Origin of the sequence: Actimicrobium sp. CCI2.3, from assembly GCF_035019065.1 — a bacterium.
Lineage (GTDB): Bacteria > Pseudomonadota > Gammaproteobacteria > Burkholderiales > Burkholderiaceae_D > Actimicrobium.
Window position 1 is genome coordinate 69,454 of sequence record NZ_JASJWR010000009.1, and the last position, 24,240, is coordinate 93,693.

At 59.8% G+C, this 24,240-nt stretch carries 18 protein-coding genes; 15 read left to right on the forward strand and 3 right to left on the reverse strand.

Annotated elements, in window-relative coordinates; all coding sequences use genetic code 11:
- The first annotated feature begins 1 nt into the window (after position 1).
- From QN370_RS07185 to kdpE, 8 genes are all read left to right on the forward strand, one after another.
- Positions 2 to 1,165, forward strand: a complete 1,164-nt coding sequence (locus tag QN370_RS07185; RefSeq protein WP_322129059.1) for a septal ring lytic transglycosylase RlpA family protein — start codon at positions 2 to 4, stop codon at positions 1,163 to 1,165.
- Positions 1,166 to 1,961: 796 nt separating this feature from the next.
- Positions 1,962 to 3,440, forward strand: coding sequence for a vanadium-dependent haloperoxidase (locus tag QN370_RS07190; RefSeq protein WP_323581698.1), 1,479 nt, complete (start codon positions 1,962 to 1,964; stop codon positions 3,438 to 3,440).
- Positions 3,441 to 3,883: 443 nt separating this feature from the next.
- On the forward strand, positions 3,884 to 3,973 hold the full coding sequence (locus tag QN370_RS07195; RefSeq protein WP_322129058.1) for a potassium-transporting ATPase subunit F: 90 nt from the start codon (positions 3,884 to 3,886) through the stop codon (positions 3,971 to 3,973).
- Positions 3,974 to 5,761, forward strand: a complete 1,788-nt coding sequence (gene kdpA, locus QN370_RS07200) for a potassium-transporting ATPase subunit KdpA (protein WP_322129057.1) — start codon at positions 3,974 to 3,976, stop codon at positions 5,759 to 5,761.
- Between the two features lie 54 nt (positions 5,762 to 5,815).
- A complete protein-coding gene (kdpB, locus tag QN370_RS07205; RefSeq protein WP_322129056.1) occupies positions 5,816 to 7,882 on the forward strand; it encodes a potassium-transporting ATPase subunit KdpB in 2,067 nt (688 codons plus the stop codon).
- Positions 7,883 to 7,890: 8 nt separating this feature from the next.
- A complete protein-coding gene (kdpC, locus tag QN370_RS07210; RefSeq protein WP_322129055.1) occupies positions 7,891 to 8,463 on the forward strand; it encodes a potassium-transporting ATPase subunit KdpC in 573 nt (190 codons plus the stop codon).
- A gap of 9 nt (positions 8,464 to 8,472) precedes the next feature.
- Positions 8,473 to 11,169 (forward strand): two-component system sensor histidine kinase KdpD, encoded by a 2,697-nt coding sequence (kdpD, locus tag QN370_RS07215; RefSeq protein WP_322129054.1) that lies wholly within the window; start codon positions 8,473 to 8,475, stop codon positions 11,167 to 11,169.
- Entirely contained in the window at positions 11,166 to 11,855 is a 690-nt protein-coding gene (kdpE, locus tag QN370_RS07220) for a two-component system response regulator KdpE (protein ID WP_322129053.1), read from the forward strand. Before kdpD ends, kdpE begins: the two co-directional genes overlap by 4 nt.
- A gap of 10 nt (positions 11,856 to 11,865) precedes the next feature.
- On the opposite strand, the gene QN370_RS07225 is transcribed toward kdpE, so the two are convergent.
- Positions 11,866 to 12,885: a catalase family peroxidase gene (locus QN370_RS07225; RefSeq protein WP_322129052.1), complete on the reverse strand. Its 1,020-nt coding sequence runs from the start codon at positions 12,883 to 12,885 to the stop codon at positions 11,866 to 11,868.
- A 344-nt stretch (positions 12,886 to 13,229) separates the two neighbouring features.
- On the opposite strand from QN370_RS07225, the gene QN370_RS07230 reads away from it, so the two are divergent.
- The 5 genes from QN370_RS07230 (at position 13,230) to QN370_RS07250 (ending at position 18,491) form a co-directional block, all read left to right on the forward strand.
- Positions 13,230 to 15,659 (forward strand): HAMP domain-containing protein, encoded by a 2,430-nt coding sequence (locus QN370_RS07230; RefSeq protein WP_322129051.1) that lies wholly within the window; start codon positions 13,230 to 13,232, stop codon positions 15,657 to 15,659.
- Between the two features lie 19 nt (positions 15,660 to 15,678).
- A complete protein-coding gene (locus QN370_RS07235) occupies positions 15,679 to 16,413 on the forward strand; it encodes a methyl-accepting chemotaxis protein (RefSeq protein ID WP_322129050.1) in 735 nt (244 codons plus the stop codon).
- Positions 16,410 to 16,937, forward strand: coding sequence for a hypothetical protein (locus QN370_RS07240; RefSeq protein WP_322129049.1), 528 nt, complete (start codon positions 16,410 to 16,412; stop codon positions 16,935 to 16,937). Before QN370_RS07235 ends, QN370_RS07240 begins: the two co-directional genes overlap by 4 nt.
- 24 nt (positions 16,938 to 16,961) lie before the next feature.
- Complete coding sequence (locus QN370_RS07245) at positions 16,962 to 17,327, forward strand: response regulator (RefSeq protein ID WP_322129048.1); 366 nt, start codon at positions 16,962 to 16,964, stop codon at positions 17,325 to 17,327.
- A gap of 261 nt (positions 17,328 to 17,588) precedes the next feature.
- Complete coding sequence (locus QN370_RS07250; RefSeq protein WP_322129047.1) at positions 17,589 to 18,491, forward strand: amino acid ABC transporter substrate-binding protein; 903 nt, start codon at positions 17,589 to 17,591, stop codon at positions 18,489 to 18,491.
- 77 nt (positions 18,492 to 18,568) lie between these two features.
- On the opposite strand, the gene QN370_RS07255 is transcribed toward QN370_RS07250, so the two are convergent.
- Together QN370_RS07255 and rsmI are read right to left on the reverse strand one after the other, a co-directional pair.
- Entirely contained in the window at positions 18,569 to 21,448 is a 2,880-nt protein-coding gene (locus QN370_RS07255) for an insulinase family protein (RefSeq protein ID WP_322129046.1), read from the reverse strand.
- A gap of 205 nt (positions 21,449 to 21,653) precedes the next feature.
- On the reverse strand, positions 21,654 to 22,547 hold the full coding sequence (gene rsmI / locus QN370_RS07260; RefSeq protein ID WP_322129045.1) for a 16S rRNA (cytidine(1402)-2'-O)-methyltransferase: 894 nt from the start codon (positions 22,545 to 22,547) through the stop codon (positions 21,654 to 21,656).
- A gap of 42 nt (positions 22,548 to 22,589) precedes the next feature.
- On the opposite strand from rsmI, the gene QN370_RS07265 reads away from it, so the two are divergent.
- Positions 22,590 to 23,840, forward strand: a complete 1,251-nt coding sequence (locus tag QN370_RS07265) for a penicillin-binding protein activator (protein ID WP_322129044.1) — start codon at positions 22,590 to 22,592, stop codon at positions 23,838 to 23,840.
- A gap of 1 nt (position 23,841) precedes the next feature.
- Positions 23,842 to 24,210 carry a YraN family protein gene (locus QN370_RS07270; protein ID WP_322129043.1) on the forward strand — a complete coding sequence of 123 codons (369 nt, stop codon included), beginning with the start codon at positions 23,842 to 23,844 and terminating at the stop codon, positions 24,208 to 24,210.
- The last annotated feature ends 30 nt before the right edge of the window (positions 24,211 to 24,240 follow it).

A 24,240-nucleotide genomic window follows, 5' to 3' on the forward strand; every position in this document is an offset into this window, starting at 1 on the left:
CATGCAAGATCAACTCCGATTTCCCATCCTGGGACGCCTGCTGGCAGGCGTCGCCGCGTTGTTGCTGGCAGCGTGCGGCAGCGTGCCGCTGGCACCGCCGGCCGCACCCGCAGCACCCACTGCAAATAGTGACGCAACAGCGCCCAAGGTCAAACGTGCACCGGCGATGCCGGCCGCCGGTTCCGGACGCGGTGGCTATTACCTCGATGACGGTCCTGGCGATAATCCGCCGGACAACCTGCTGGCCATCCCGGATGCCGAGCCGAAAATCGAAGCTAACTTCGCCCGCAACAACCGGCCCTATGTCGTGTTTGGTGAAAACTACACACCGATGCCGGTCGATGCGCCGTTCAAGCAACGCGGTATCGCCAGCTGGTACGGCAAAAAATTCCACGGTCAGAAAACCTCGTCGGGCGAACTCTACGACATGTACAAGATGACCGGTGCGCATCCGACTCTGCCATTGCCGTCCTATGTGCGCGTCACCAATTTGTCCAATGGCAGGAAGATCATCGTGCGCATCAATGATCGTGGTCCATTCCATTCGAGTCGCATCATGGATCTGTCCTATACCGCAGCGTTGAAGCTCGGTTATCTGGGTCACGGCAGCAGCGAAATCGAGATCGAACGACTGATGCCGGATGAAATAGCCCGCATGGAAAAAGACCGGCTGGGCGAGCGCGCGTTATCGCTCGACGAGCCGGTTGCGGCGCGTGCGCCGGTGCAGGTGCTCGCTGCGCTGGATGTGAAGTCGATGCCGGTCAGGACCTTCGTCGCCGGTCCCGCCTCCGACGAAGGTGCGGTGATTCCGCCGGCGATGACTTCGGGCAGCGCATTGACCATCGACATGCCGGCACCGCGACCATCGGAAACGATCGTACCGTTGGCGCTGCCGGCTCCGGCCGCGTCAAGCGCAAGCGCTCCTGTCAGCAGCGCCGGCTACTATTTGCAGCTGGGCGCGTATTCGCAAGCACCGAACGCCGAAGCGGCACGTGTACGTATCCAGCGCACTGCACCGGACACGTCGTCATCGACCGAAGTCGTGCAAACCGGCGCGGTGTACCGGCTCTACAGCGGACCGTTTTCGAGTCGCGCGGATGCCGCCACCGCCGCACAAAAAATCCAGGATGCGGGCGGCGCCAAGCCGTTCATCGTGCAGCGGTAAGCAGGTGGGGTGCAATGCCCTTCGGTTATTGCACCTGCCGGTTTTAACTTTAATCGCAGTAACTACTCCTCAGCCGTAGGGTGCAATAACCGCAGGGCATTGCACCAAATGTACTGGTTGAGGCAGTCAATACCCCTGCCTGCCACGGTCGTCGGATGCCGAACCAATAGGCACTCCGCGTACGGTAATAAGTCCGCCTGGCGACACACGCTGTTGCAAAGAAGTCAGCGGCACAGATTGCCATGGTCACGGTTCAGCCGGTTGATCAATCAACACTTGCCGCCATGCCAGGTAGTTCACCCGCTCCCGTCCGAAGGATGTTTCACCAAGATCCTTGGCGGAAGCCATATGCCGTAATTCTGCAATTACACATCGCTGCAGATGGCGTCAGGTAACTGACGTCCCTATCGCGACCGATCCGAATACCCACCCAAACAAATGAGCGATAGCCACGTGCGCCCACTGAACGCGCTCCCTGCACTGGCGCGAGTTGCACGATCAGTCGACGTGTCTGGTCATCCGGCAGGGCGAAAGCACGACAACTCATGGACAGGTCAACGCGCGCATCAGTCGAGCCGCGCGACCCGCTTCCAGATGTAATTTTGATAAAAAATGAAGTAAAAAAAACAATAATTTAATTTATGAATTATTTAACTAAATAAAGTTCAAAATTTCAGGTAAGCATTATATTATTTCGCGAAACAATGAATAAGTATGATTTACCTTTATTGCGGCAAGCCTACCCAACAAGAATTCGTTTCTTGAAATCATCTTTTCTGATTAGCCCGGAGAATTTATGAAACGTAGAAGTTTCCTGATTTCATCTGCTTCGGCAGCGTTTCTGGCTGCCTGTGGCGGTGGTAATAACGAAACAATAGCGCCTGCAGATGCAACACCTAAAGTTGTCGTGGGCTGGAATGATGCCTTGCTTGCTGCCATTCGCGTGGTAAAGCCTGGTCCACCGATGTTGTCACGCACTTTGGCTATCTTGCACACTGCAATGTATGACGCTTGGGCAGCGTATGATGCGACCGCGTTGGCGACGGTGACCGGAGGTACTTTGCGCCGTCCGGAGGTGGATCGTACCGCTACCAACAAGGCAAAAGCGATGAGTTACGCTGCCTACAATGTGTTACTCGATCAATACCCGACCGAGCGTCCGCGTTTTGACGCGCTCATGGCGACTTACGGGTTCGCCTTATCGAATAACTCTGACGCCACAACGCCTGAAGGTGTTGGCAATATCGTGGCAAAAATTATTTTGACGGCGCGTCATGCCGATGGCTCCAATCAGCTTGGAAATATGACGGCATCAGGCGTGGCATTTGCCGACTACACCGACTATCGCCCCTCCAATCCCGCAACCGTTTTTAGTGGCCCTACGCCGTTAAGCGATATACCTGCACCTGCACATTGGCAGCCGCTAACGTATATCGATGCTGCGGGCGTCACGAAAACGCCATCTTTTATCGCGCCTCATTGGAGAAACGTGACACCGTTTTCCCTGACCAGTGCTTTTCAGTTCCGTCCACCAGCACCGGCAGCTTTTGACAGTCCTGTGTTCAAAACACAGGCGGAAGATTTGATGAATCTGTTGCTGAATCTAACGGATAAGCAAAAGGTGATTGCGGAATATTGGGCAGATGGTCCCGCTTCCGAGCTGCCACCGGGGCACTTTTGCCTGTTTGCTCAATTTGTTTCAGGCCGCGACAATCACGATAACGACAAGGACGTAAAGCTGTTTTTTGCGATCACAAACGCCATGCTTGATGCCGGCATCGCGAGTTGGGAAGCAAAACGTTATTACGATTATGTGCGCCCCATCACCGCAATTCGTTTTTTTTTTAGCGGACAAACCATCAAAGGCTACGGTGTCAATGGTGTTCCCGGTGGTCTGGTTACTATTAATGGTGAAGCCTGGCGTCCCTACCAACCGACGACATTCCCGACCCCGCCGTTCGCGGAACATACTTCAGGCCATAGCGCATTTAGCTCTGCGGGGGCAGAAGTACTGAAGCAATTCACCGGCAGCGATGTGTTCGGTAGTTCGTACACCCAGGCAGCTCGCACTTTGAAGCTGGATCCGACAACGCCGGCACAAGATGTCAAGCTGGAATGGGCAACGTTCACGGCCGCAGCGGAAGAAGCCGGCATGTCGCGGTTATACGGCGGAATTCATTTCAGCAATGGAGATCTCGCCGGTCGTGAGATCGGCCGTAAAGTAGGAGCACAGGTGTTTGCGAAGGCGCAGTCTTATTGGCTAGGCAAAGCTTAAAAGCGATCACACTTTTTTAGCCGCCTGTGGAATTGGTGCACTTCGGCTCTCTGCCGGTTTTTTGCCGGCTCTTTGCCGGCTCTTTGCCAATCCCAGTGAAGCGTTGATAACGCCTAGCCACTCAATGCCTTTCTGACCTGAATGATGACGAAGCGCAGACAGAATCAGCTACCGTAGCCGGTTCATTCGGTGCAATGCCCTTCGGTTATTGCACCCTCCGCGAGGAGCCGTCCGCTGCGCTGCGTTTGCTTGCGGTTTTTATGCAATTTTTACACGGCTCGCGGCACTCTTTACAACGTTTTTAGGCTGTCACGCCTACGCTGTTTCTTGTCGAATTTACTCAAGGAACATCGTATGGACATCGTCTGTCTCGCCGCCATCTTGGCATTGTGGCTGGTCACCGCGGCGGCTGCTGCCGGTTGCGCCCGGCTCGGAGCACGCTCGTGAACCCGTTTTACTGGATCGGCGCGATCGCCGCCGCAGTCCTGCTGGCGATGCTGGTCTACGCATTGCTCAACGCGGAGGATCTGTAAATGTCCACGCAATCCCTCACCTTGCTGCTGGTGTTTCTGCTGACATTGCTGGTGCTGTCGTATCCGCTCGGGTTGTATCTGGCACGGGTTGGCGATGGCACGCGGCTCTGGTTGGCGCGCCTTGAATCCCTCGTCTACCGCTTTGCCGGGACCGGTCCTGCGACCGGCATGGGATGGAAAACGTATGCACTGGCGCTGCTGGCGTTCAATGCTCTTGGCACGCTGTTCGTCTATGCGGTACAGCGCTTGCAAAGCATGCTGCCACTGAATCCGCAAGCACTCGCCAATGTGACGCCCGATTCGGCCTTCAACACCGCCGTGAGCTTCGTCACCAACACCAACTGGCAAGGCTATGCCGGTGAATCAACAATGAGCAATTTCGCCCAGATGATCGCGCTGACCGGGCAGAATTTTTTCTCTGCCGCGACCGGCATGGCGGTGGCCTTTGCCTTGATTCGCGGCTTCACGCAACGCTCGGCGCAATCGATCGGTAACTTCTGGGTCGATCTCACGCGCTCGGTACTGTACGTGCTATTGCCGTTGTCGTTGCTGCTGGCGGTAGCACTGATGGGACAGGGCGTGATCCAGGATTTTTCGGCGAACAAAACGGTCACGCTGCTCGATCCGCTGACTTACTCCGAGGCGCAGGTCGGCACTGATGGGCAACCGATCAAGGACACACAGGGCGTCGCGCTGACGCAGACCCTGGTGGCGCATAGCCAGACCTTGCCGATGGGTCCGGTCGCCTCGCAGGAAGCGATCAAGATGATCGGCACCAATGGCGGCGGCTTCTTCAATGCCAACTCCGCCCATCCGTATGAAAACCCGACACCAGTCTCCAACCTGCTGCAAATGTTGGCGATGTTCCTGATCCCGGCCGCATTCTGCTTTGCGTTCGGCCGACTGGTCGGCGACATGCGCCAGGGCTGGGCCGTGCTGGCCGCGATGACGGTGATCTTCGTCGCGCTGACCTGCGTCGTGCTCTACGCCGAGCAGCAAATCCATCCGGGTTTGCAAGCGCTGCACATCGACCAGAGCCTCGGCGCGCTCCAATCCGGCGGCAACATGGAAGGCAAGGAAACCCGCTTCGGCATCAGTGCCTCGGCGCTGTTTGCAGCCATCACCACCGCCGCCTCATGCGGTGCCGTCAACGCGATGCATGACTCGTTCACCGCACTCGGCGGACTGGTGCCGCTGGCCTTCATGCAGCTTGGCGAAGTCGTGTTTGGCGGCGTCGGCACCGGTCTGTACGGGATGCTTGTGTTCGCCATCATGGCGGTCTTCATTGCCGGTCTGATGATAGGCCGCACGCCCGAATATCTCGGCAAGAAAATCCAGGCCTACGAAATGAAAATGACTGCGCTGACCATCCTCGTGACGCCATTGCTGGTACTCGGCGGCACCGCGATTGCAGTGATGTTGGAACCCGGCCGGGCCGGCATCGCCAACCCCGGCGCACATGGTTTTTCCGAAATCCTGTACGCCTTCACATCGGCGGCCAATAACAACGGTAGTGCCTTCGCCGGTTTGTCGGCCAACACGCCGTTCTACAACTTCATGCTGGCCGTCGCGATGTGGGGCGGACGCTTCGGGATGATCGTGCCGATTCTGGCCATCGCCGGATCGCTGGCAGCCAAGAAGCGGCTCGATGTCACCAGCGGCACGATGCCCACGCACGGTCCGTTGTTCGTGGCGCTGCTGGTCGGCGTCGTGGTGCTGATCGGCGTACTCAACTATGTCCCGGCGCTGGCGCTCGGACCGGTGGTCGAACATGTCCAGTTTCGTTGAAATTTTCCGGGGCACGCAGCCCGCACACCCTCATTCCATTTTCAAGGAAAAATCATGTCACGCACCAGCCTGACCCTGTTCGATCGCGCCCTGTTCGGCCCCGCCGTACTGGACGCCTTCATGAAGCTCGACCCGCGCGTGCAGTGGCGCAGCCCGGTCATGTTCGTGGTCTTTGTCGGTAGCGCCATCACCACGCTGTTGTGGGTGCAGGCACTCATCGGCACCGGCGAAGCACCGGCCGGATTCATCGGCGCCATCGCCTTGTGGTTGTGGTTCACGGTACTGTTCGCGAACTTTGCCGAAGCACTCGCCGAAGGCCGCAGCAAGGCGCAAGCTGCCTCGCTGCGCGCACTCAAGCAAACCGTGCCGGCCAAGAAAATGACTGCGGCCAAATACGGCAGCAGCTGGAGCGAAGTCAACGCCAGCATCCTGCGCAAGGGTGACATCGTACTGGTCGAAGCCGGCGATATCGTGCCGGTTGACGGCGAAGCCGTCGAAGGCGTGGCCTCGGTTGACGAGAGCGCCATCACCGGCGAATCGGCTCCGGTGATCCGCGAATCGGGCGGTGATTTTTCTGCCGTCACCGGCGGCACCCGCGTGCTGTCCGACTGGCTGGTGGTGCGCGTCGCGGTGAACCCCGGCGAAGCGTTCATCGACCGCATGATTGCGATGGTCGAAGGTGCCAAGCGCCAGAAGACACCGAACGAAATCGCGCTGACCATTTTGCTGGTGGCGCTGACCATCGTGTTCCTGATGGTGACGGTGACACTGTTGCCGTTCTCGCTGTTCAGTGTCGGTGCCGCCAATGCCGGCACGCCGGTAACGATCACGGTCCTGATCGCCTTGCTGGTCTGTCTGATCCCGACCACGATCGGCGGTTTGCTGTCGGCCATCGGCGTGGCCGGCATGAGCCGCATGATGCAGGCCAACGTGATCGCCACGTCCGGCCGTGCGGTCGAAGCGGCGGGCGATGTCGACGTGCTGTTACTCGACAAGACCGGCACGATTACGCTCGGCAATCGCCAGGCCTCGGCATTTTTTGCTGCGCCGGGCGTGAGCGAAGAACAGCTGGCCGATGCCGCACAACTGGCGTCGCTGGCCGATGAAACTCCCGAAGGCCGCAGCATCGTCACGCTGGCGCGCCAGCACTTCGGTTTTGCCGAACGCGACCTCGCCGCACTAGCTGGCAGCGCCGTGCCGTTCACCGCACAAACCCGCATGAGCGGCATCGACATCGGACCACGCGCGCTGCGCAAGGGCGCGGTCGACGCCATGAAAAAATATGTCGCGTCGCTCGGCAAGGTCTTTCCGGCCGAGGTCGCACGCGACGTCGACACGGTCTCGCGGCGCGGCAGTACGCCGCTGGTGGTCGTCGATGGCGGACGCGTAATGGGTGTGGTTGAGCTGAAGGATATTGTGAAAGGTGGCATCAAGGAACGCTTCGCCGAACTGCGCCGCATGGGTATCAAGACCGTGATGATCACCGGCGATAACCAGTTGACTGCGGCGGCGATTGCGGCCGAAGCCGGTGTCGATGATTTCCTGGCGGAAGCCACGCCCGAAGACAAGCTCAAGCTGATCCGCGATTACCAGAACGAAGGCCGGCTGGTAGCGATGACCGGCGACGGCACCAATGATGCGCCGGCACTGGCGCAAGCCGATGTTGCGGTGGCGATGAACTCCGGTACGCAGGCCGCGAAAGAGGCCGGCAACATGGTCGATCTCGATTCCAATCCGACCAAGTTGCTGGAGATCGTCGAGATCGGCAAACAGATGCTGATGACGCGCGGCGCGCTGTCGACGTTCTCGATTTCAAACGATATCGCCAAGTATTTTGCGATCATCCCGGCCGCGTTCGTGGGCACGTATCCGCAACTCAAGGCACTCGATGTGATGCACCTGAGCAGTCCGTCCTCGGCCATTCTGTCGGCGGTGATTTTCAATGCGCTGATCATCGTCGTGCTCATTCCGCTGGCGCTCAAGGGTGTCAAATACCGCGCGGTCGGTGCGGCCCTGCTGCTGCGTCGCAACCTGCTCATTTACGGACTGGGCGGCATCATCGTGCCGTTCGCCGGGATCAAGCTGATTGATCTCGTGCTGTCCGCTTTGTCGATTATTTAGGAGTCATCATGAAAGCCATTCTTCGCCCCGCGCTGGTTCTGTTTGCGTTGCTCACCGTGCTGTGCTGCGTGCTGTATCCGGCGGCTGTCACCGGCCTGGGCCGCGCCGTTTTTCCTGCGCAGGTCGCCGGCAGCATCGTGCTGCGTGACGGCGAACCGGTGGGCTCGTCGCTGATCGGCCAGGCTTTCACGTCGCCAAACTATTTCTGGGGCCGGCCATCGGCCACCGCCCCGTTTGCCAATAACGGCCTGGCGTCCGGTGGGTCGAATCAGGGGCCGAATAATCCGGCGCTGCTTGATGCCGTGAAGGCGCGCATCGCCGCCCTGCAGGCAGCCGATCCCGGTAATACGCAAGCGGTTCCGGTCGACCTCGTGACGGCATCGGCCAGCGGGCTTGATCCCGAGATCAGCCTGGCCGCAGCGGTCTACCAGTTGCCGCGTATTGCGCGTGAGCGCAAGCTGTCGGACGCCACCGTGCAAGCGCTGATCGAGCGGCACAGTGCCGGTCGGGTCGGCGGCTTTCTGGGTGAACCGCGCGTCAATGTGCTGGCGCTCAATATGGCGCTCGACGCGGCACGGTAAGATGCCGGCATGACTCTCGACCGCCCCGATCCCGATGCATTACTGCGCCAACTTCAGCAGGACGAACACGTCGCCCGGCGCGGCAAGCTGAAGATTTTTTTCGGTGCCTCGGCCGGTGTTGGCAAGACTTACGCGATGCTGCTGGCGGCACAGGAAGCGCAGCGCAATGGTATCGATGTGCTGGTCGGGCTGGTCGAAACGCACGGCCGGCGCGAGACGCTGGCCTTGCTCGACGGCTTGCCGCAGTTGCCTCTGAAAACGCTGTCCTACCGCGAACGCAACCTGCTGGAATTCGACCTCGATGCGGCACTGGCACGCCATCCTGCGCTAATCCTGGTCGATGAACTGGCGCACGCCAACGCGCCGGGTTCGCGCCATCCACGGCGCTGGCAGGACATCGACGAATTGCTTGCCGCCGGTATCGATGTTTATACGACGGTCAATGTCCAGCATCTGGAAAGTCTCAATGATGTGGTCGGCGGCATCACCGGCGTGCGGGTCGCCGAGACCGTACCCGACACCGTGTTCGATCAGGCCGATGAAGTGGTGCTGGTCGATTTGCCGCCCGACGAATTGCTGCGTCGGCTCAAGCAGGGCAAGGTGTATTTGCCGGCGCAGGCCGAGCGCGCCGCGCAGAGTTTTTTCCGCAAAGGCAACCTGATCGCGCTGCGCGAACTGGCCTTGCGCCGTACCGCCGACCGCGTCGATGCCGACGTGCGTGCCTACCGCGATGCGCAGTCGATCCAGCGCGTCTGGGAAACCCGCGACACGCTGCTGGTGTGCATCGGTCCGCGTCCCGGTGCCGAAAAAATTGTCCGTGCCGCAGCCCGTCTGGCCGAACGCCTCAATGCCGACTGGCATGCGGTCTACGTCGAAACGCACCAGTTGCAGCGCCTGCGCGAGAGCGAACGGCAGCGCATCCTGAAAGTGCTGGCGCTGGCACAGGAGCTCGGGGCTCAGGCCACCACGATTGCCGGCGAGGACGTGGCCGCCGCGCTGCTCGACTATGCCCGCACGCACAATATTTCGCGTGTCGTAATTGGGCGCGCCGGCGGGCAGCGCTGGTGGCAACCCTCGGTCGCGCAGCGGCTGGCACGGCAGGCGTTCGACCTGGACGTGATTCAGGTCGCCCGCGATGGCTCCGATGCGCCGCTGGGCAGCAAGGCATGGGCAGCGGATGGGCGGGCGCTGGCCGACGATCCGGTGCGGCCGTGGCCGTATGTCTGGGCACTACTGGCCAGCGTTGCCACGACCGGACTGGCGGCGTTGCTGTTTCCGTATTTTGAGCTGGCCAATATCGTCATGGTGTTCCTGTTGTCGGTGATGGGCGTGGCGCTATATTGCGGTCGCGGTCCGGCGGCGCTGGCGGCGGTGGTCAACGTGCTGGTGTTCGATTTTTTCTTTGTCCAGCCGCGCTTTTCGTTTGCAGTCTCGGATGCCCAATACCTGCTGACTTTTGCCGTGATGCTGGCCGTCGGCCTGATTACCGGCCAGCTGACGGCGCGCCTGCGTTACCAGTTGCGCGTCACCGAGCAGCGCGAAAGTCGCGCCCGTGCGCTCTACGAAATGGCGCGCGACCTGTCCGGTGCGCTCACTACCGATCAGGTCATTGCGTTGTCCAACCGGAGCCTGACTGCCGGCTTCAATGCCGCGACCACTTTGCTCCTGCCGGATCAGCACGAGCGCCTGCTCCTGTCGGCCGAACCGGAAGCGCAGCGGCTGGCGGTACTCGACGTGGCGATCGCGCAATGGGCTTACGACCATGCTCAGCCGGCTGGCGCAGGAACCGATACGCTGCCGTCGAGTGCACGCCTGTACCTGCCGCTGAAAGCACCGATGCGCTGTCGTGGCGTGCTGGCCATCCTGCCGAAAGTGCCGCGCTGGCTGATGGTGCCGGAACAGCGCCGCCAGCTCGACACCTTCGCCTCGCTGATCGCGATTGCGCTGGAGCGCGTGCATTACGCCGATGTCGCCCGCAGCGCGCTGGTACAAATGGAATCCGAACGCTTGCGCAATTCGCTGCTGTCGGCGTTGTCGCATGATTTGCGCACGCCGCTAACAGCGCTGGTCGGATTGGCCGAAGCGCTGGTGCGGGCCGAGCCGCCGCTGGCACCGGAGCCTGCCGTACTGGCGACGGCGCTGCATCGCGAGAGTCTGCGCATGAGCACGCTGGTGGTCAATCTGCTCGACATGGCGCGACTGGAAGCCGGGGCCGTGCAGCTGCGACTGGAATGGCAAGGGCTGGAAGAAGTGGTCGGTACCGCACTGGCGGCCTGCGGTCATTCGCTGGCGCAGCACCACATCGTCACTGACATGCCGGCGGACTTGCCGCTGGTGCAGTTCGATGCGGTACTCATCGAGCGGGTCCTGTGCAATCTGATCGAAAATGCGCTCAAGTACACGCCACCGGGTTCTACCATTCGGATATCTGCAATACCGTCAGGTAAAAAAGTTTGCCTGACGGTTGCCGATGACGGACCGGGATTGCCAGCCGGGCAGGTCGGGACCTTGTTTGATAAATTTGCACGCGGTGTCAATGAGTCGGCGATCCCTGGCGTTGGTCTCGGTCTGGCGATTTGCCGCGCCATTATCGAAGCGCACGGCGGCAGCATTGACGGCACTTCCAATGCCGACGGCGGTGCCAGCTTCATCATCACGTTGCCGGCGGGTGTGCCGCCCTCTGTCGAACCTGAAAGTCAGCCATGAACCCAGCACAACGTCATGTCGTCGTGGTCGAGGACGATCCGCAAATCCGTCGCTTCGTACGCATTGCACTGGAAGCTGAAGAGCATGTCGTGTTCGAGGCTGACACGCTGCAGCGCGGCCTGATCGAGATCGCCAGCCGCAAGCCGGACCTGGTCATCCTCGACCTCGGTTTACCCGACGGCGACGGCACGACGCTCATCCGTGAACTGCGCAGCTGGTCGGTCATCCCGGTGATCGTGCTGTCGGCGCGCACCGACGAGCTGCAAAAAATCGCTGCGCTAGACGCCGGTGCCGACGATTACCTGACCAAGCCGTTTGGTGTTGGCGAATTACTGGCACGGGTACGGGTCGCCTTGCGACGCGGCACACGCGGGGCCGAAGCCGAACCGGTTGTGTGTTTCGGGAATGTGGTGGTGGACCTGGGCTTGCGCAGTATCAGCAAGGCCGGTGTGCCGATCCACCTGACACCGATCGAATACCGTTTGCTCGCGCATCTGCTGGCCCATGCCGGCAAGGTGCTGACGCACCAGCAAATTCTCAAGGCGGTGTGGGGACCGTCCCATGTCGAACGGCCGCATTACCTGCGGATCTACATGGGACACTTGCGGCAAAAGCTGGAAGACGATCCGGCTCGGCCGCAGTTCTTGATGACCGAAACCGGCGTTGGTTATCGGGTGCTGGCTTGACTGCGGACGATTACTTCCCGCTCAGGCGGCGCACCACGCTCACGCTGTAGGCAATCGGACGCGATAGCAGTACCGGATCGGCCGACGGCACAATGCCATCGGTCAGCAGCAACGGATTGAATGCCAGCGTTTTTTCGGCAGCGGCGCTGTCCGGCGACATCTTGTCCAGGCTCAGGATACCCAGTTCGATTTGGGGATTGCTGTCCGACCAGACCTTGGTGCCATCGTTGATCGGATCATCCTTGCCGGCGAGCTGGGCGCTGATGCGGAACTGCACCGGGCCGGTGGCAATGCGCTGTGGCAGTTCGTCCATCAGGTAATTCGGTGCGGCCTTGACGGCATCGGCATCGGTCAGTGCCTGCATGCCGGCCAGCGGAATGATCTGATAGCGGGCGTACTGCGACTCGCCTTTGGCATTGGTGAACTGGAATGCATTGACGCCATAAAACGCCAGCGTGGCAAAGCTCACGGGAGCCGGTTTCGGTGTCTTGACGAATTTCATGGCGGCCGGATGCGTGGCGAGGAATTGCTCGACCGGAGTCGGCTTTGGCGAATCCGGCTTGGTCGCGGCAACCGAATTCAGGAAGCTCAGGAAATCTTCTGGCGTGGCGACCGGAAAGCCGTTGTGCGAGATGCTGACGATGTCGGTCAATCCGCCCTCAGGCAACTGGAAACGGATCGCGATGCCGTGCGGGCTGGCATTCGGTGACGCATCCGGCAAGGTCGGGATACCCGTCGGATTCGAGAAGCGCACGGTGACCGGCACGGCCTGCGCAAAATGGACTGCCTTGCTCAGCGACGGCGCGTCGGCACTGGGTGTGAAGGTGCCGGTCAGGACAATTCCCTTGGCGTGATTGGCGCGATAGCCCGCATACGGACCCTTGGCCAGCACGGTCATCGTATCGACGATTTTCTCGTGCACGTTTTTTTCATCGGCAGCCTGGGCGGGTGAGGCAAAGGCAAAGCTGCCGGCAAGCAGGGCAAGGAGTGGTGGTCTGATTGTTGGCAAACGCAGGAAGGTGGGTATCAAGGAATTCTCCGGTGAAATTCTTGTGGGTCAGTTGTGTGCAATTAAATTGCGTACGCGCATCTTGTCACAGTTTGAAGATGCTGGTTGGAGCGGGTGATTGATGGCGAAGAGGCTCGCCGGTCTGGACCTGACTTTCTCGCAGGGTGCCGTCACGATGGCATGCAAGTGTCGCGCACCAGCGATCGCTTGTCGTGCGCTGACAGGCGATTAAATAGTTGCGTATAAAAAACACCACTTCATCAGGTTGACATATTTTGCGGATACAGTACGCCCGCCTACTACCAAGTAGGAATAATTGGCGTGTAACTTCTCTGCATGCCCAAAATATTTCAGGCCACTTCCCAATGACAATACGACTCCGCATCACCTTGCTCATCGCCTTGATGTTCATTGCGATTTCCTTGATTGGCGGTTACGCCATTGTCCAGTCGATCCGTAGTACCGAGCAGGTCAACGGGGTAACGGAAGGCGTGTTCCCGAGTGTCCTGGCCTCGGCCGATCTGGTGGCGAGGCTGAAAGACGTGCAGATCGCCACGCTCGTCATCACGAATGCGCCAGACGACGCGATCGCACAGCAAGCCGCGGAAAGTCTGGCCGCAAAACAGATATTGCTGCGGGAGTCGATCAAGCTGCAGGGGCAGAGTACGTCTGACAAGACGCAACTGGCGCTGGTGGAGCAGGCTTCCGATAGTCTGGACAGCTACTTTGCATCGATCAATGACACGGTCAAATTCAAGCGTGCCGGGAATAATGAACTGGCGCAGGCGAACCTGTTTGGCAATGTCGAACCGTATCAAAGCGAGTTGCAGCAAATCGTTGACACCTTGCGCGTCGAAAAAAACCGCACCAAGGAAGGTGCCATCGCGGTCTTGAGCAGCAACCTGAAAACGACCACGATCACCATCGCCTCAGTGACCATCGTGACCATCATCCTGTTGACGGCCATTGGCGTTCTGCTGTATCGCCGCATTACGGGTCCGATTAGCCGGATGCAGGCAATGATGAGTGAAATTGCGACCAACCAGGATTTCACGCAACGCGTTCCGGTCGACTCCAACGACGAGATCGGCCAGTCGATTGTGGCCTTCAATGGAATGATTGAAAAAATCGAGGTCAATTCGTCGCTGCTGGCACAACGCACTGCCGATATGAACGCGATGTTGCAAAACATGCCGCAGGGGATTCTGACCGTGGGTGAAGGGTTTCGCATCCATTCGGAATATTCGGCGTACCTCGAGACGATCTTTGAAACTACCGAGATTGCCGGCAAAGAGTTGATGTCCCTGGTGTTTGCCCAGACCGATCTGGGTTCGGACGCCTTGTCGCAAATTGATGCCACGATCCGGGCGTGTGTCGGCGAGGATGCGATGAACTTCAACTTCAATTCCCATCTTCTGGCTGGCGAAATTCGCAAGACCATGCCGGACGGGCGAGAAAAAATACTCGATCTGAACTGGTCGCCGATTGTCGATGAGTCGGACCTGGTGGTCAGTCTGATGCTGTGCGTGCGCGACGTGACCGAATTGCGCCACCTTGCTGCCGAAGCGGGTGAGCAGAAGCGCAAGCTGGAAATCATTGGCGAGATCCTCGCCGTCACACAGGAAAAATTCCACGAGTTTATCGTCGGTAGCGTCAAGTTTGTCAGCGAGAACGAAGTCATCATTCGGCAGAATTCAGCAGCATTACCGGAGGCGATGAACGAACTGTTCCGGAACATGCACACGATCAAGGGCAATGCGCGCACCTATGGCTTGCGCCATCTGACCAATGTCGTGCACGAAGCGGAGCAGACCTACGAAGCACTGCGTCAACCGCGTCCTGATATCGCATGGGACCAGTCGGCCCTGCTGAGCCAGTTGGCAGAAGTGCGCGCGGCGGTCGGCCTGTATGCCGACATCAATGAGGCAACGCTTGGTCGTACGGGACCAGGCCGGCGCGGCAGTGTAGAACGCTATTTGCTGGTCGAAAAGGACCACATCCGGCATGCGTTGCATCTGCTGGAGACCATCAATCCCGGCAATCTGCATGCGCTACAGGCTGCACACGATGAAGTGCGCCAGACGCTGCGTCTGTTCGGCACGGAGAGCCTGGCAGAAATGCTGTCGGGTGTTCTCGACTCGCTGCCATCGCTGGCGCAGGAACTCGACAAGCCAGCGCCGTCCGTCATCGTGGACGACCAGGGCTGGCGCTTGCGCACGCAGGCCGGAACGGTATTGAAAAACGTCTTCATGCACTTGTTGCGCAACGCGGTCGATCACGGAATCGAGACGGCAGAAGTACGTCAGCTCGAAGGAAAACCGGCACATGGCACGATCCGTCTTGTGATGGACGTCGACAGTGGCATGCTGCGCATTGCGTTGAGTGACGACGGCCGTGGTCTCGGGCTTGACCGGATACGCAGCATCGCGCAACAAAAGGGACTGATCACCGCCAATGGACAGCATGACGACGAAGCCATCGCCAGGCTGATTTTCGAGCCGGGCTTTTCGACCTCCACGCACGTCACGGAAGTGTCGGGCCGTGGAGTTGGCATGGATGCGGTGATGAACTTTATCAGCCGCGAACAGGGCCGCATCGATATCGTCTTTACCGATGATCTCGAAGGTGCTGACTACCGCCGATTCAACATGACCGTCTCTCTGCCCGACAGTTTTGCGGTGAAAAGCGGGTGGTCCGGGCCAGTCGACCCAGCCGAAGACATCAAAAAAAACGCGCTGGTCATCGACGCAGCATCACGGAAAGCGGATACCGAATTACTGAAAGCTGTCCTGTAATGAACCGTGGAGAATCGAAGTGACCTTGCTGTATTTTCTTGCCGCGCTGACGGTCGCCGCTCTGTGTGCCGCGATCGTGTATTTCACGCAAACAGTTCGCGCGCGACGCATGATTGCGTCGCTGTCGGCTGAACTGGATGCGCAGGCGGCATTGCTCGTGACACTGCGATCGCAGTCTGATCAACAACTGCGTGAACACGAGGAGTTGTTGCAGCAACTGAAAGCCGACAACGATGGCTTGCACGACAGGGCTGCCAACGAGGCGCAGCGGATGGTCGAGTTCGACGACATCCTGAAAGCGGATGCGAGCGACCGCCTGAAATGGCTGCGCGACGCGACGGACATCTCTGAAGAAACAAATCGACTGAAAGCACTGGGCGCCACCTTCGAGCGCTGGCATCACCAGATGAATTCGCTGGTGACGCAAAACCGCGAAATGCATGCGCAAAACGACGAGCTGTCCTCGATCGCCCGACATATCGTGATCGTCTCGCTCAATGCATCGATCGAAGCGGCGCGTGCCGGTGACGCCGGACGCGGCTTTGCGGTAGTGGCCAGCGAAGTGCGTTCGCTGGCATTGCGTACCGAGGGGCTGTCAAAGGATTATTCGAAGTGCCTGTTTCGTAACGACCTGACCACCACTGCAACGTTTCAGGATATTCAGGCCGGCGGCAAGATGTTGATGGCATCGCTGAGCGGCATTGATGCGCTGTCGCTCACACTGAAAAATCAGCTCGCGGCGTCATCGCCATGATCAGTGATCGCGCGCGCGAAAGCCTGCATCAGATTTTTCTGAAAGCAGCCCGATCCCGTCTTGGCGGCGATGCCAGCGAGTCCTTCGAGATCACCCAACTCGACAGCCATCATGCTGGCAATGTGCCGGAGCGTGACATCGTGGTGCTGACGATTTCCTCGCTGCTGTTTCGTCTGTTGGTGATCCTGCACATCGAGCAATCCGACACTGCCCCGGAGGACGTGGCGGGACCGCATGGTAACGAGCAGTTCTACGAGCTCGTCAATCTCTGTTGCGGCGCAATCAACACGGAATTGCTGAACCATTTTCCCGATCTGGGCATGTCGACCCCGAACACGCTGCACGGTCACTGTGCGGCTTATCTGGATGCACTGGGACCGGCTTCGCTGACCCGCTATGTCATTACGGTCAATTCTTCCTTGCGCATTGGCGCCGTGCTCTGCTGGTGCGCCTACGCGCCTATCGATTTTGTCTACGAGCCAGGTGCTGCGGAAGAAGTAACCGGCGAACTGGAATTATTCTGATGATTGTTTTAAAGGGGCAGGTGCATGGCAAAAATTCTTGTTGTAGATGATTCCAGTACCGTACGCGATGAGGTGGCGGGCTTCCTTAAAAAGAGTGGGCTTGATGTTGCCACCGCCGTCGATGGCAAGGATGGGCTGGAAAAAATCAAGGCCGATCCGTCGTTACGACTGGTGGTGTGTGATGTCAACATGCCCAATATGGATGGGCTGACCATGGTCGAAAAGGTGCGCGGCGAACTGGGTAACAAGATGATCAACGTGATCATGCTGACCACCGAGAGCAGCCCGGCCATGAAAGAGCGCGGCAAAGCGGCCGGGGTAAAAGGCTGGATAGTGAAGCCTTTCAAGGGCGAGGCTGTTCTGGAAACGTTCAAGAAGCTGGCCATGTGATCAGGGCTTGATGTCCGGGATTGTGTGTCACTGACGGATGGTTGAAAGCGCTGGCAATCGGTCAGTGACACGTCATTAAAAATCTCTTTTAGCAACACTCTGGCTGTGTGCAACCGGGCCTTTGCCTGCTGGTTGCAAAGTTGCGCATCCTGCGCATACCAAAAGTATTGATTTCTTCGGCATTTCCAAACAAAGTCAGGTTTTCCGGCATGTTATCGCACTGCCGCTGACCGACCGCTGCCGTTATAAAGGAGTCCTTCGATGCGAACACAGACTTTGCGATTTGCCCTGCTGGCGTCGATATGGGGTGGGTGGGGCGGACTCCCGATCATGGCGCACGGAGCCGATACGCTCGACACCATTCGTCGAACCCGCACGATCCACATCGCCCATCGCGAATCCTCACTTCCTTTTTCATACCTGAACGAAAACCGTGTCCCAGTCGGCTATGCAGTTGACCTGTGCAAAAAAATCGCCAGCGCGGTGCAGCGGGAACTGAAGTTACCTACTCTTCAGATCGTGTATGTGCCTGTGACGTCGGCCAATCGCATTCCGGCAATTGTGGACGGCAAGGCGGATCTCGAATGTGGTTCGACGACGAACAATGCCGAGCGCAGAAAACAGGTCGCCTTCACGATCCCCCACTTTGTCGCGACAGTACGCATGCTGGTCCGGGCGGACTCGGGCATCAAGAATTGGGTTGACCTGCGTGGCAAGACGGTCGTCACCACGAAGGGCACGACCACCATCAAGTTGCTCAAGGATCGCGACAAGGTGCGTGCGCTGGACCTGAAAATCGTCGAAGGAGCCGATCACGCGGCATCGTTTGCGATGGTGGAAGACGGCACGGCGGAAGCCTTCACCATGGATGACGCCTTGCTGTACGGGTTGCGGGCAAGTGCCAGAACGCCGGAAAAATTCGTGATCACGGGAACCACGTTATCTGCCGAACCCTACGCCATCATGCTGCGCAAGGATGAGCCAAAGTTCAAGCGTGTGGTGGATCTCGAAATGGCGCGCCTGATCAATGACGGAGAACTCAACGCGTTATATAAAAAATGGTTTGAAATGCCCATTCCACCCGGCGGGATCAACATGATGATGCCGATGCATTACCTGTTGCGCACCGCCTTGCAGTATCCCTCCGACAGCGTGGGTGATTAGCCGGAACTGGACTGCTGCGCCGCCGCTGGCCGGCGAATTGGCAGCCAGCGGCAGTTGGCCCGACCGTGCGATGACCGTCAGGCCGCCAGCGCCGCCAGGTCGACGACGGTTAGTCCGGCCAGTTCCTGTGTCGTATTACCGGCAAAGGCAGCCCGGTTCGGGATGCCATCTTTCAGCCAGTGCTGGACTGCCTGTTTGACCTGCGCGGCGGTACAGGTGAGTACGCCGGTACGGAACTGCTGGCGGATCGCCGGGGTGACGCCACGTTGTTGCAGGTTCCAGGCAGTCAGGGCTTCGGCATACGGCGTATGCGGTTTGTCGAGTCCCTTGATCACGCAGATGATGGCTTCTTCGATGGTCTCTTGCGAGTAATCGCTGGCCAGCAATTGATCCACCGCGCTGGTGAAATCGGCATAGGTGCCGGCCAGGCGCGGATCGCGGTACGAACTCATCGTGAACACGCCGGAATTGGCGCCATAGCTGGCATAACCGCCATACGCGCCGCCCTGTTCGCGCAAGGCCTGATGCAGGATCTGGTGCGACAGCAGTTCGGATGCCACGGCCAATGCGGCGGCGTCAGCGTGGCCAACACGCGGGGCGTTCCAGGCGATCACGCAATGGTTGATCTGACTGGTGGCGTGCAAAGCCACATTGCCCACCGATGGCGTGGTCAGGCTGGCCAGATCGGGTGTGCTGATGGCCTCGGCGACCGGCAACTTCACCAACGCCGCCAGCGCCGCACCGTCTTGCTCGATGCCGGCGCACAGGATGGTTGCCTTGCCGGCAATGATGCGCTGATGCAAAGCGCTCAAGCGCGTGGCGATCTCGTCCAGACCTTGCGGTGTCTTCGCGAGCTGTTGCAGCGTCCGGTAAAACGGTAATGCGGAAGCACCGCCGGTCAGGTCGGCAAAGCGGCGCAGGGCCGACAACGGCGCGGTGGCGGCCAGAGAGGCGTAGTGGCTGCCGGCTTCGGCGAGGCTGGTCAGCTTGTCCTGCACCAGGCTTTCGATCAGGAAGGCCATCCGTTCGGCTTCATCAAAGCGCGGATGGCTGATTGATTCGGACAGCACGGTGGCAATCGCGGCCTGTTCTTCGCGCAAGCCGCTGGCAGAGAACGATAACTCGACGTGCAGTTTGCCATCGTCTTGCGGGATCGCTTCGAGGCTGGCGTGGAACGACGGCACCAGCCGTTGACGCCATGCGCTGGTTTCCTCGAAATCGCGCTCGCCCACTCCCAGTTCGCTGACCACATCGGTATAAAGTTGCAGCCAGGCCCAGTTGCTGTCGGACAGTGCTGAAACGTCATACAGCACATTGGCATAGCTGATGCCGTTGGAGGCGATCGAGAAACTGATCGCGCCGTTCACTGCCGCCGGGATCGGCAATGCCGGACGCGGCATGGCGCTGACATCGCCGGGCAAAATGCGCGGCAGCAGTTCGGAGTTGGTCGGCAACTGCTGGTGTTTTTCGAGTGCGGCCGAATCGGCGCGGATGCGCGTGCGTTCGTCATCGGTCAGCGTGACCAGGCGTGCTGCCAGACGCGCATCTTCGGTCGCCTTGCGGGCAATGAAAAAGTCGGCGTCGGGGACCACGCGGGTGGTCAGGCGGGTCGGCGAATCGATCAGTGCTTGCACCAGTCCCTTGAAGAAGGCCGGGTCTTGAATTTGTTGTTCGAGGGTGGTGAGGATCGCCTCGTTGTCGAGGGCATTGAGCACATCGCCGCCGTACATTGCCATCGGCAGTACCTGCAGCAGACGCGACAGACCGTGTGGCGTATGGCCGCTGCTGATCTTGCGCTGGCTGTATTTGATGTCGCGCAGTGTCGCTTGCAGGACGGACGTCGGGATGCCGTCGACAGCGGTCTTTTCGAGCGCGGCCCAGATCCGGTCACGCGCCAGTTCCACCTGCGCTTCGGTCAAGCCTTCCATGCCGAGATGGAACACCATCTGGCGTGCACCGGCATCACGGCCGTTCATGCTCGAGGGCCGGCCGTAGCCTGCCGATTCCATCGCCTTGGTCAGCGGGGCTGACGAGTCACCCAGCAAACCGGCCGACAGCAGGTGCAGGTGGTAATACGCTTGCGGATCAATCGCCTCGCCCATGCGCCAGGCGAACTGGATACCGAACTCGTCGGCGCGCGCTTCCTGCGACGGAATGCGAACGATGTTTTCCTGCGGGGCACTCCAGGCCGGGGCCAGTTCCGGCAAGCGACGCGGGGTGCCGCCTTCGGTCAGTTTTGACAGCACGCGCTCGCTGATCTGCTGCTGGATTTCAGCGGCATCAATGCGGCCGGTCGTCATGAAAATCGCTTGCGACGGATGGTAATGCGTGGCGTGAAATTCCTTGAGCATCGCGTGCGTCAGCTCGGGAATGACCAGCGGATCGCCGCCGGATTCAACCTCATAGGTGGTGCCCTTGAACAGCGTTCCGGCAATGCCGGCATCGAGCGCACGCATCGGGCTGTTGAACGCCCCTTTCATTTCATTGAAGACGACGCCCTGATACGTCAGCGCGGTCTTGTCGCCTTCGCCATCGAGGCCGAAGCGCCAGCCTTCCTGCAAAAAGTTGAGGTAATCGAGATTCGGGAAAAATGCCGCATCGAGATAGACATCGAGCAGATTGAAAAAGTCTTTCTTGTCGGTGCTGGCGAACGGGTACACGGTGCGGTCGGGATAGGTCATCGCATTCATGAACGTCGCGGTGGAGCGGCGCAGCATCGAGAAAAACGGATTACGAACCGGATAGCGGGCCGAGCCGCACAGGGCCAGATGTTCGAGGATGTGGGCGCGGCCATCACTGATCTGCGGGACGGTCGGGAAGGCGACCAGAAAAACCAGTTCAGGTTGATCGGTCTCGAGGTGAATATGCAGGACGCCGGAGTCGGGTTCGATGTATTGCTCGACGGTCGCTTGCAGGACGGGAATGGTGTGGCTGCTCAGTTTTACAAATTGGGTCATGGATTTTTCCTGGTGGGCGGTGCGGTGCGTGTCGCCCGGTGTCACTGCCTGGCTGATGCGTTCTGGTAATGGGCCATCTTACCTGCCATAAGGAAAAAATACTTTGGGGCTGACGGCAGATGTCGTGAAAGCACCTCGCCCGCATCGGTCGCTCGGGTTTTCTGTCCCTGAATAGGGTGCGGATCAAGTGTGGATTAAATGCGGATTACGCCTCACCCTTGATCACAAGCGCCCGTTCATACAACGCATTTTTCTTTTGTCCGGTCAGTTGCGCTGCCAGAGCTGCCGCCTGCTTGACCGAGCAGTCGGCCAGCAGAATGCGCAGGACCCGGTCGGCTTCGACTTCATCGGCGGCAATCGCACTCGGTGCGCCGTCGAGCAGCACCACGTATTCGCCTTTTTCACGGTGCGCATCGGCTTTTAGCCAGGCTGCAGCCTCCGACAGGTCACAGCGATGGATTTCTTCAAACAGTTTGGTCAGTTCCCGCGCAAAGACAATTTGCCGGGTCGGTTCAAACGCAGCGACGAGCGCATCGACTGCATCGACAATGCGGTGCGGTGCTTCGTAAAACACCAGCGTGGCGGCGATCCCGCGCAGCGTGCCGAGCACGGTATCGCGCTGCTTGCCCTTGGCCGGCAGAAAGCCGACAAAATAGAATTGCGCATCCTGCAAGCCGCTGGCCGAGAGCGCCGTGATTACCGCCGACGGACCCGGCAGCGGCAACACGCGCAAGCCGGCGGCGCGGACTGCCTCGACGATGCGGGCACCGGGGTCCGAGATCGCCGGGGTGCCGGCGTCCGATACGAGTGCGATACGCTGGCCGGCCTGCAGGCGGGCGATCAGCTTGTCGGCGACTTCGCGCTCGTTGTGCTGGTGCGCCGCGATCAGGGTTTTTGACAGGCCGTAGCGGGTCATCAGTTGGGCGGTGTTGCGGGTATCCTCGCAGGCCACGGCGTCGGCCAGTCCGAGCAGGTGCAGCGCACGCACGCTGATATCGCCGATGTTGCCGATTGGCGTGGCGACCACGTACAAAGTGGACAGCGGATACATCTGCTGCGACACTTCTTCGAGCAAGGGGAAAGTAACGGGTGCAGTCATCGGGGAGGGATCATGGCAAGGAAGTGGATACAAGAATGGCGAATGGCTTGGCTGACACCGTGGATGGGGAGGGCCGTGCTGGTCGGATTGTGCGCGACTGCGGGCGCAAACACAACCGGCGCGGCGGGCTTGTCCGATCCGTCACTTGCCGCTGTGGAATTGGTGGTGCCGACCGCGTCGCAGCAAACACTGCCAGCGCCACCAATGTCACCAACATCACTAACATCACCAACATCACCAGCGCCACCAACACCACCAGCACCACCAGCCTCGCGGATTGCCCTGATGCTGCCCTTGCGTTCCGAAGCGCTGGGCCAGGCCGCCGAAGCGGTACGTGCGGGTTTCGTGGCGGGCTTCGAGCGCGACCGCAACGGTGCCGTACTGACGCTTTACAGCACTGGCGACAGCGCCGACGGCAGCACTGCCGAGGTGCTGTCGACCTATGCCGAGGCCGTGCTGGCCAATGACATTGTGGTTGGACCGCTATCGCGTACCGACGTGACTGCCCTGATTCAGGCCGACGCCGTCCGTCGGCCCACCATCGCCCTGAGTCCGCCCGAGGGCGACGGCGCATTGCCAAGCCAGTTACTGGTCATCGGCCTGTCGCTTGAAGAAGAAGCCCGTCAGGTCGCCACTTGGGCCGGCACCGGCAAGACGGACGCGCGTGCGCTCGTCCTCTCAGGCAGCGCTGCCTGGCAGCGCCGTACCGCCAAGGCCTATGTCGCCCAGTGGCAGCAATTGGGGCTGGAATCACAGGTTCTGGAACTACCCAATACCGGTTCCCATTTCGACGCCGCCAGCCTCGCCACCCTGAAAAAGGCGCTGCAAACCGACAAGCCGGCGCTGGCATTTCTGGCGCTTGATGCGGCACAGGCGCGTCAGGTGCGTGCAGTGGTCGGCAGCGAGTTGCCGCTGTACGGGATTTCCCAGCTCAATCCGTTCGTGCTGCAGGGGCGCACCAGCAGCACAGCGTGGCCGGACCTCGACAGCACGCGCTTGCTTGATTTGCCATGGATGATCGAACCGAGCCATCCGGCCGTGATGATTTATCCGCGTGTGCTGCCGTCGCCGGACCAGCCGCGCAATGCCAATCTGGAGCGCCTGTATGCACTCGGTATTGATGCATCGCGCATCGCCACCGAGATCGGTGCACGTCACACCGACTTCACGCTCGATGGCGTCAGCGGCAAGCTGGCAGTCAAATTCGGTGATGGCACGACCAGTTTCCGGCGCATCCCGCTGCAGGCGATCTACCGTGACGGGTTCGTGTCGCCGCTGGTGCCGGCCCGCTGACATGGGCTTATTCCGTGCCAGTCACACCGATCAACAGCGCAGCGGCGACACCGGCGAAGACCTGGCGCTGGCTTATTTGCAGCAACAGGGCCTGGTGCTAATCGAGCGTAATTTTTCGTGCAAGGGTGGCGAACTTGATCTGATCATGCAGGCCGGTGCCGTGCTGGTATTCGTCGAGGTACGCCGGCGCGCGACGGCAGGTTTCGGTGGCGCGGCGGCCAGTATCACCGTCAGCAAGCAGCGCCGGCTGGTCGTTGCGGCGCAATGCTATTTGCAACGCTACCGTGGCAATATGCCGCCGTGCCGTTTCGATGTGGTGGCAATCGACGGCGCGGTGATAACATGGTTGCAAAATGCATTCGACTCCTGACCATTCCCGTGCCGTCCCGCTGACCTGTTT

Bases quoted from the DNA above. Each gene is read 5' to 3' on its own strand.
- QN370_RS07185 (WP_322129059.1), top strand. From the start codon at position 2: ATGCAAGATCAACTCCGATTTCCCATCCTGGGACGCCTGCTGGCAGGC.
- QN370_RS07190 (WP_323581698.1), top strand. From the start codon at position 1,962: ATGAAACGTAGAAGTTTCCTGATTTCATCTGCTTCGGCAGCGTTTCTG.
- kdpA (WP_322129057.1), top strand. From the start codon at position 3,974: ATGTCCACGCAATCCCTCACCTTGCTGCTGGTGTTTCTGCTGACATTG.
- kdpB (WP_322129056.1), top strand. From the start codon at position 5,816: ATGTCACGCACCAGCCTGACCCTGTTCGATCGCGCCCTGTTCGGCCCC.
- kdpC (WP_322129055.1), top strand. From the start codon at position 7,891: ATGAAAGCCATTCTTCGCCCCGCGCTGGTTCTGTTTGCGTTGCTCACC.
- kdpD (WP_322129054.1), top strand. From the start codon at position 8,473: ATGACTCTCGACCGCCCCGATCCCGATGCATTACTGCGCCAACTTCAG.
- kdpE (WP_322129053.1), top strand. From the start codon at position 11,166: ATGAACCCAGCACAACGTCATGTCGTCGTGGTCGAGGACGATCCGCAA.
- QN370_RS07230 (WP_322129051.1), top strand. From the start codon at position 13,230: ATGACAATACGACTCCGCATCACCTTGCTCATCGCCTTGATGTTCATT.
- QN370_RS07240 (WP_322129049.1), top strand. From the start codon at position 16,410: ATGATCAGTGATCGCGCGCGCGAAAGCCTGCATCAGATTTTTCTGAAA.
- QN370_RS07245 (WP_322129048.1), top strand. From the start codon at position 16,962: ATGGCAAAAATTCTTGTTGTAGATGATTCCAGTACCGTACGCGATGAG.
- QN370_RS07250 (WP_322129047.1), top strand. From the start codon at position 17,589: ATGCGAACACAGACTTTGCGATTTGCCCTGCTGGCGTCGATATGGGGT.
- QN370_RS07255 (WP_322129046.1), bottom strand. From the start codon at position 21,448: ATGACCCAATTTGTAAAACTGAGCAGCCACACCATTCCCGTCCTGCAA.
- rsmI (WP_322129045.1), bottom strand. From the start codon at position 22,547: ATGACTGCACCCGTTACTTTCCCCTTGCTCGAAGAAGTGTCGCAGCAG.
- QN370_RS07265 (WP_322129044.1), top strand. From the start codon at position 22,590: ATGGCTTGGCTGACACCGTGGATGGGGAGGGCCGTGCTGGTCGGATTG.
- QN370_RS07270 (WP_322129043.1), top strand. From the start codon at position 23,842: ATGGGCTTATTCCGTGCCAGTCACACCGATCAACAGCGCAGCGGCGAC.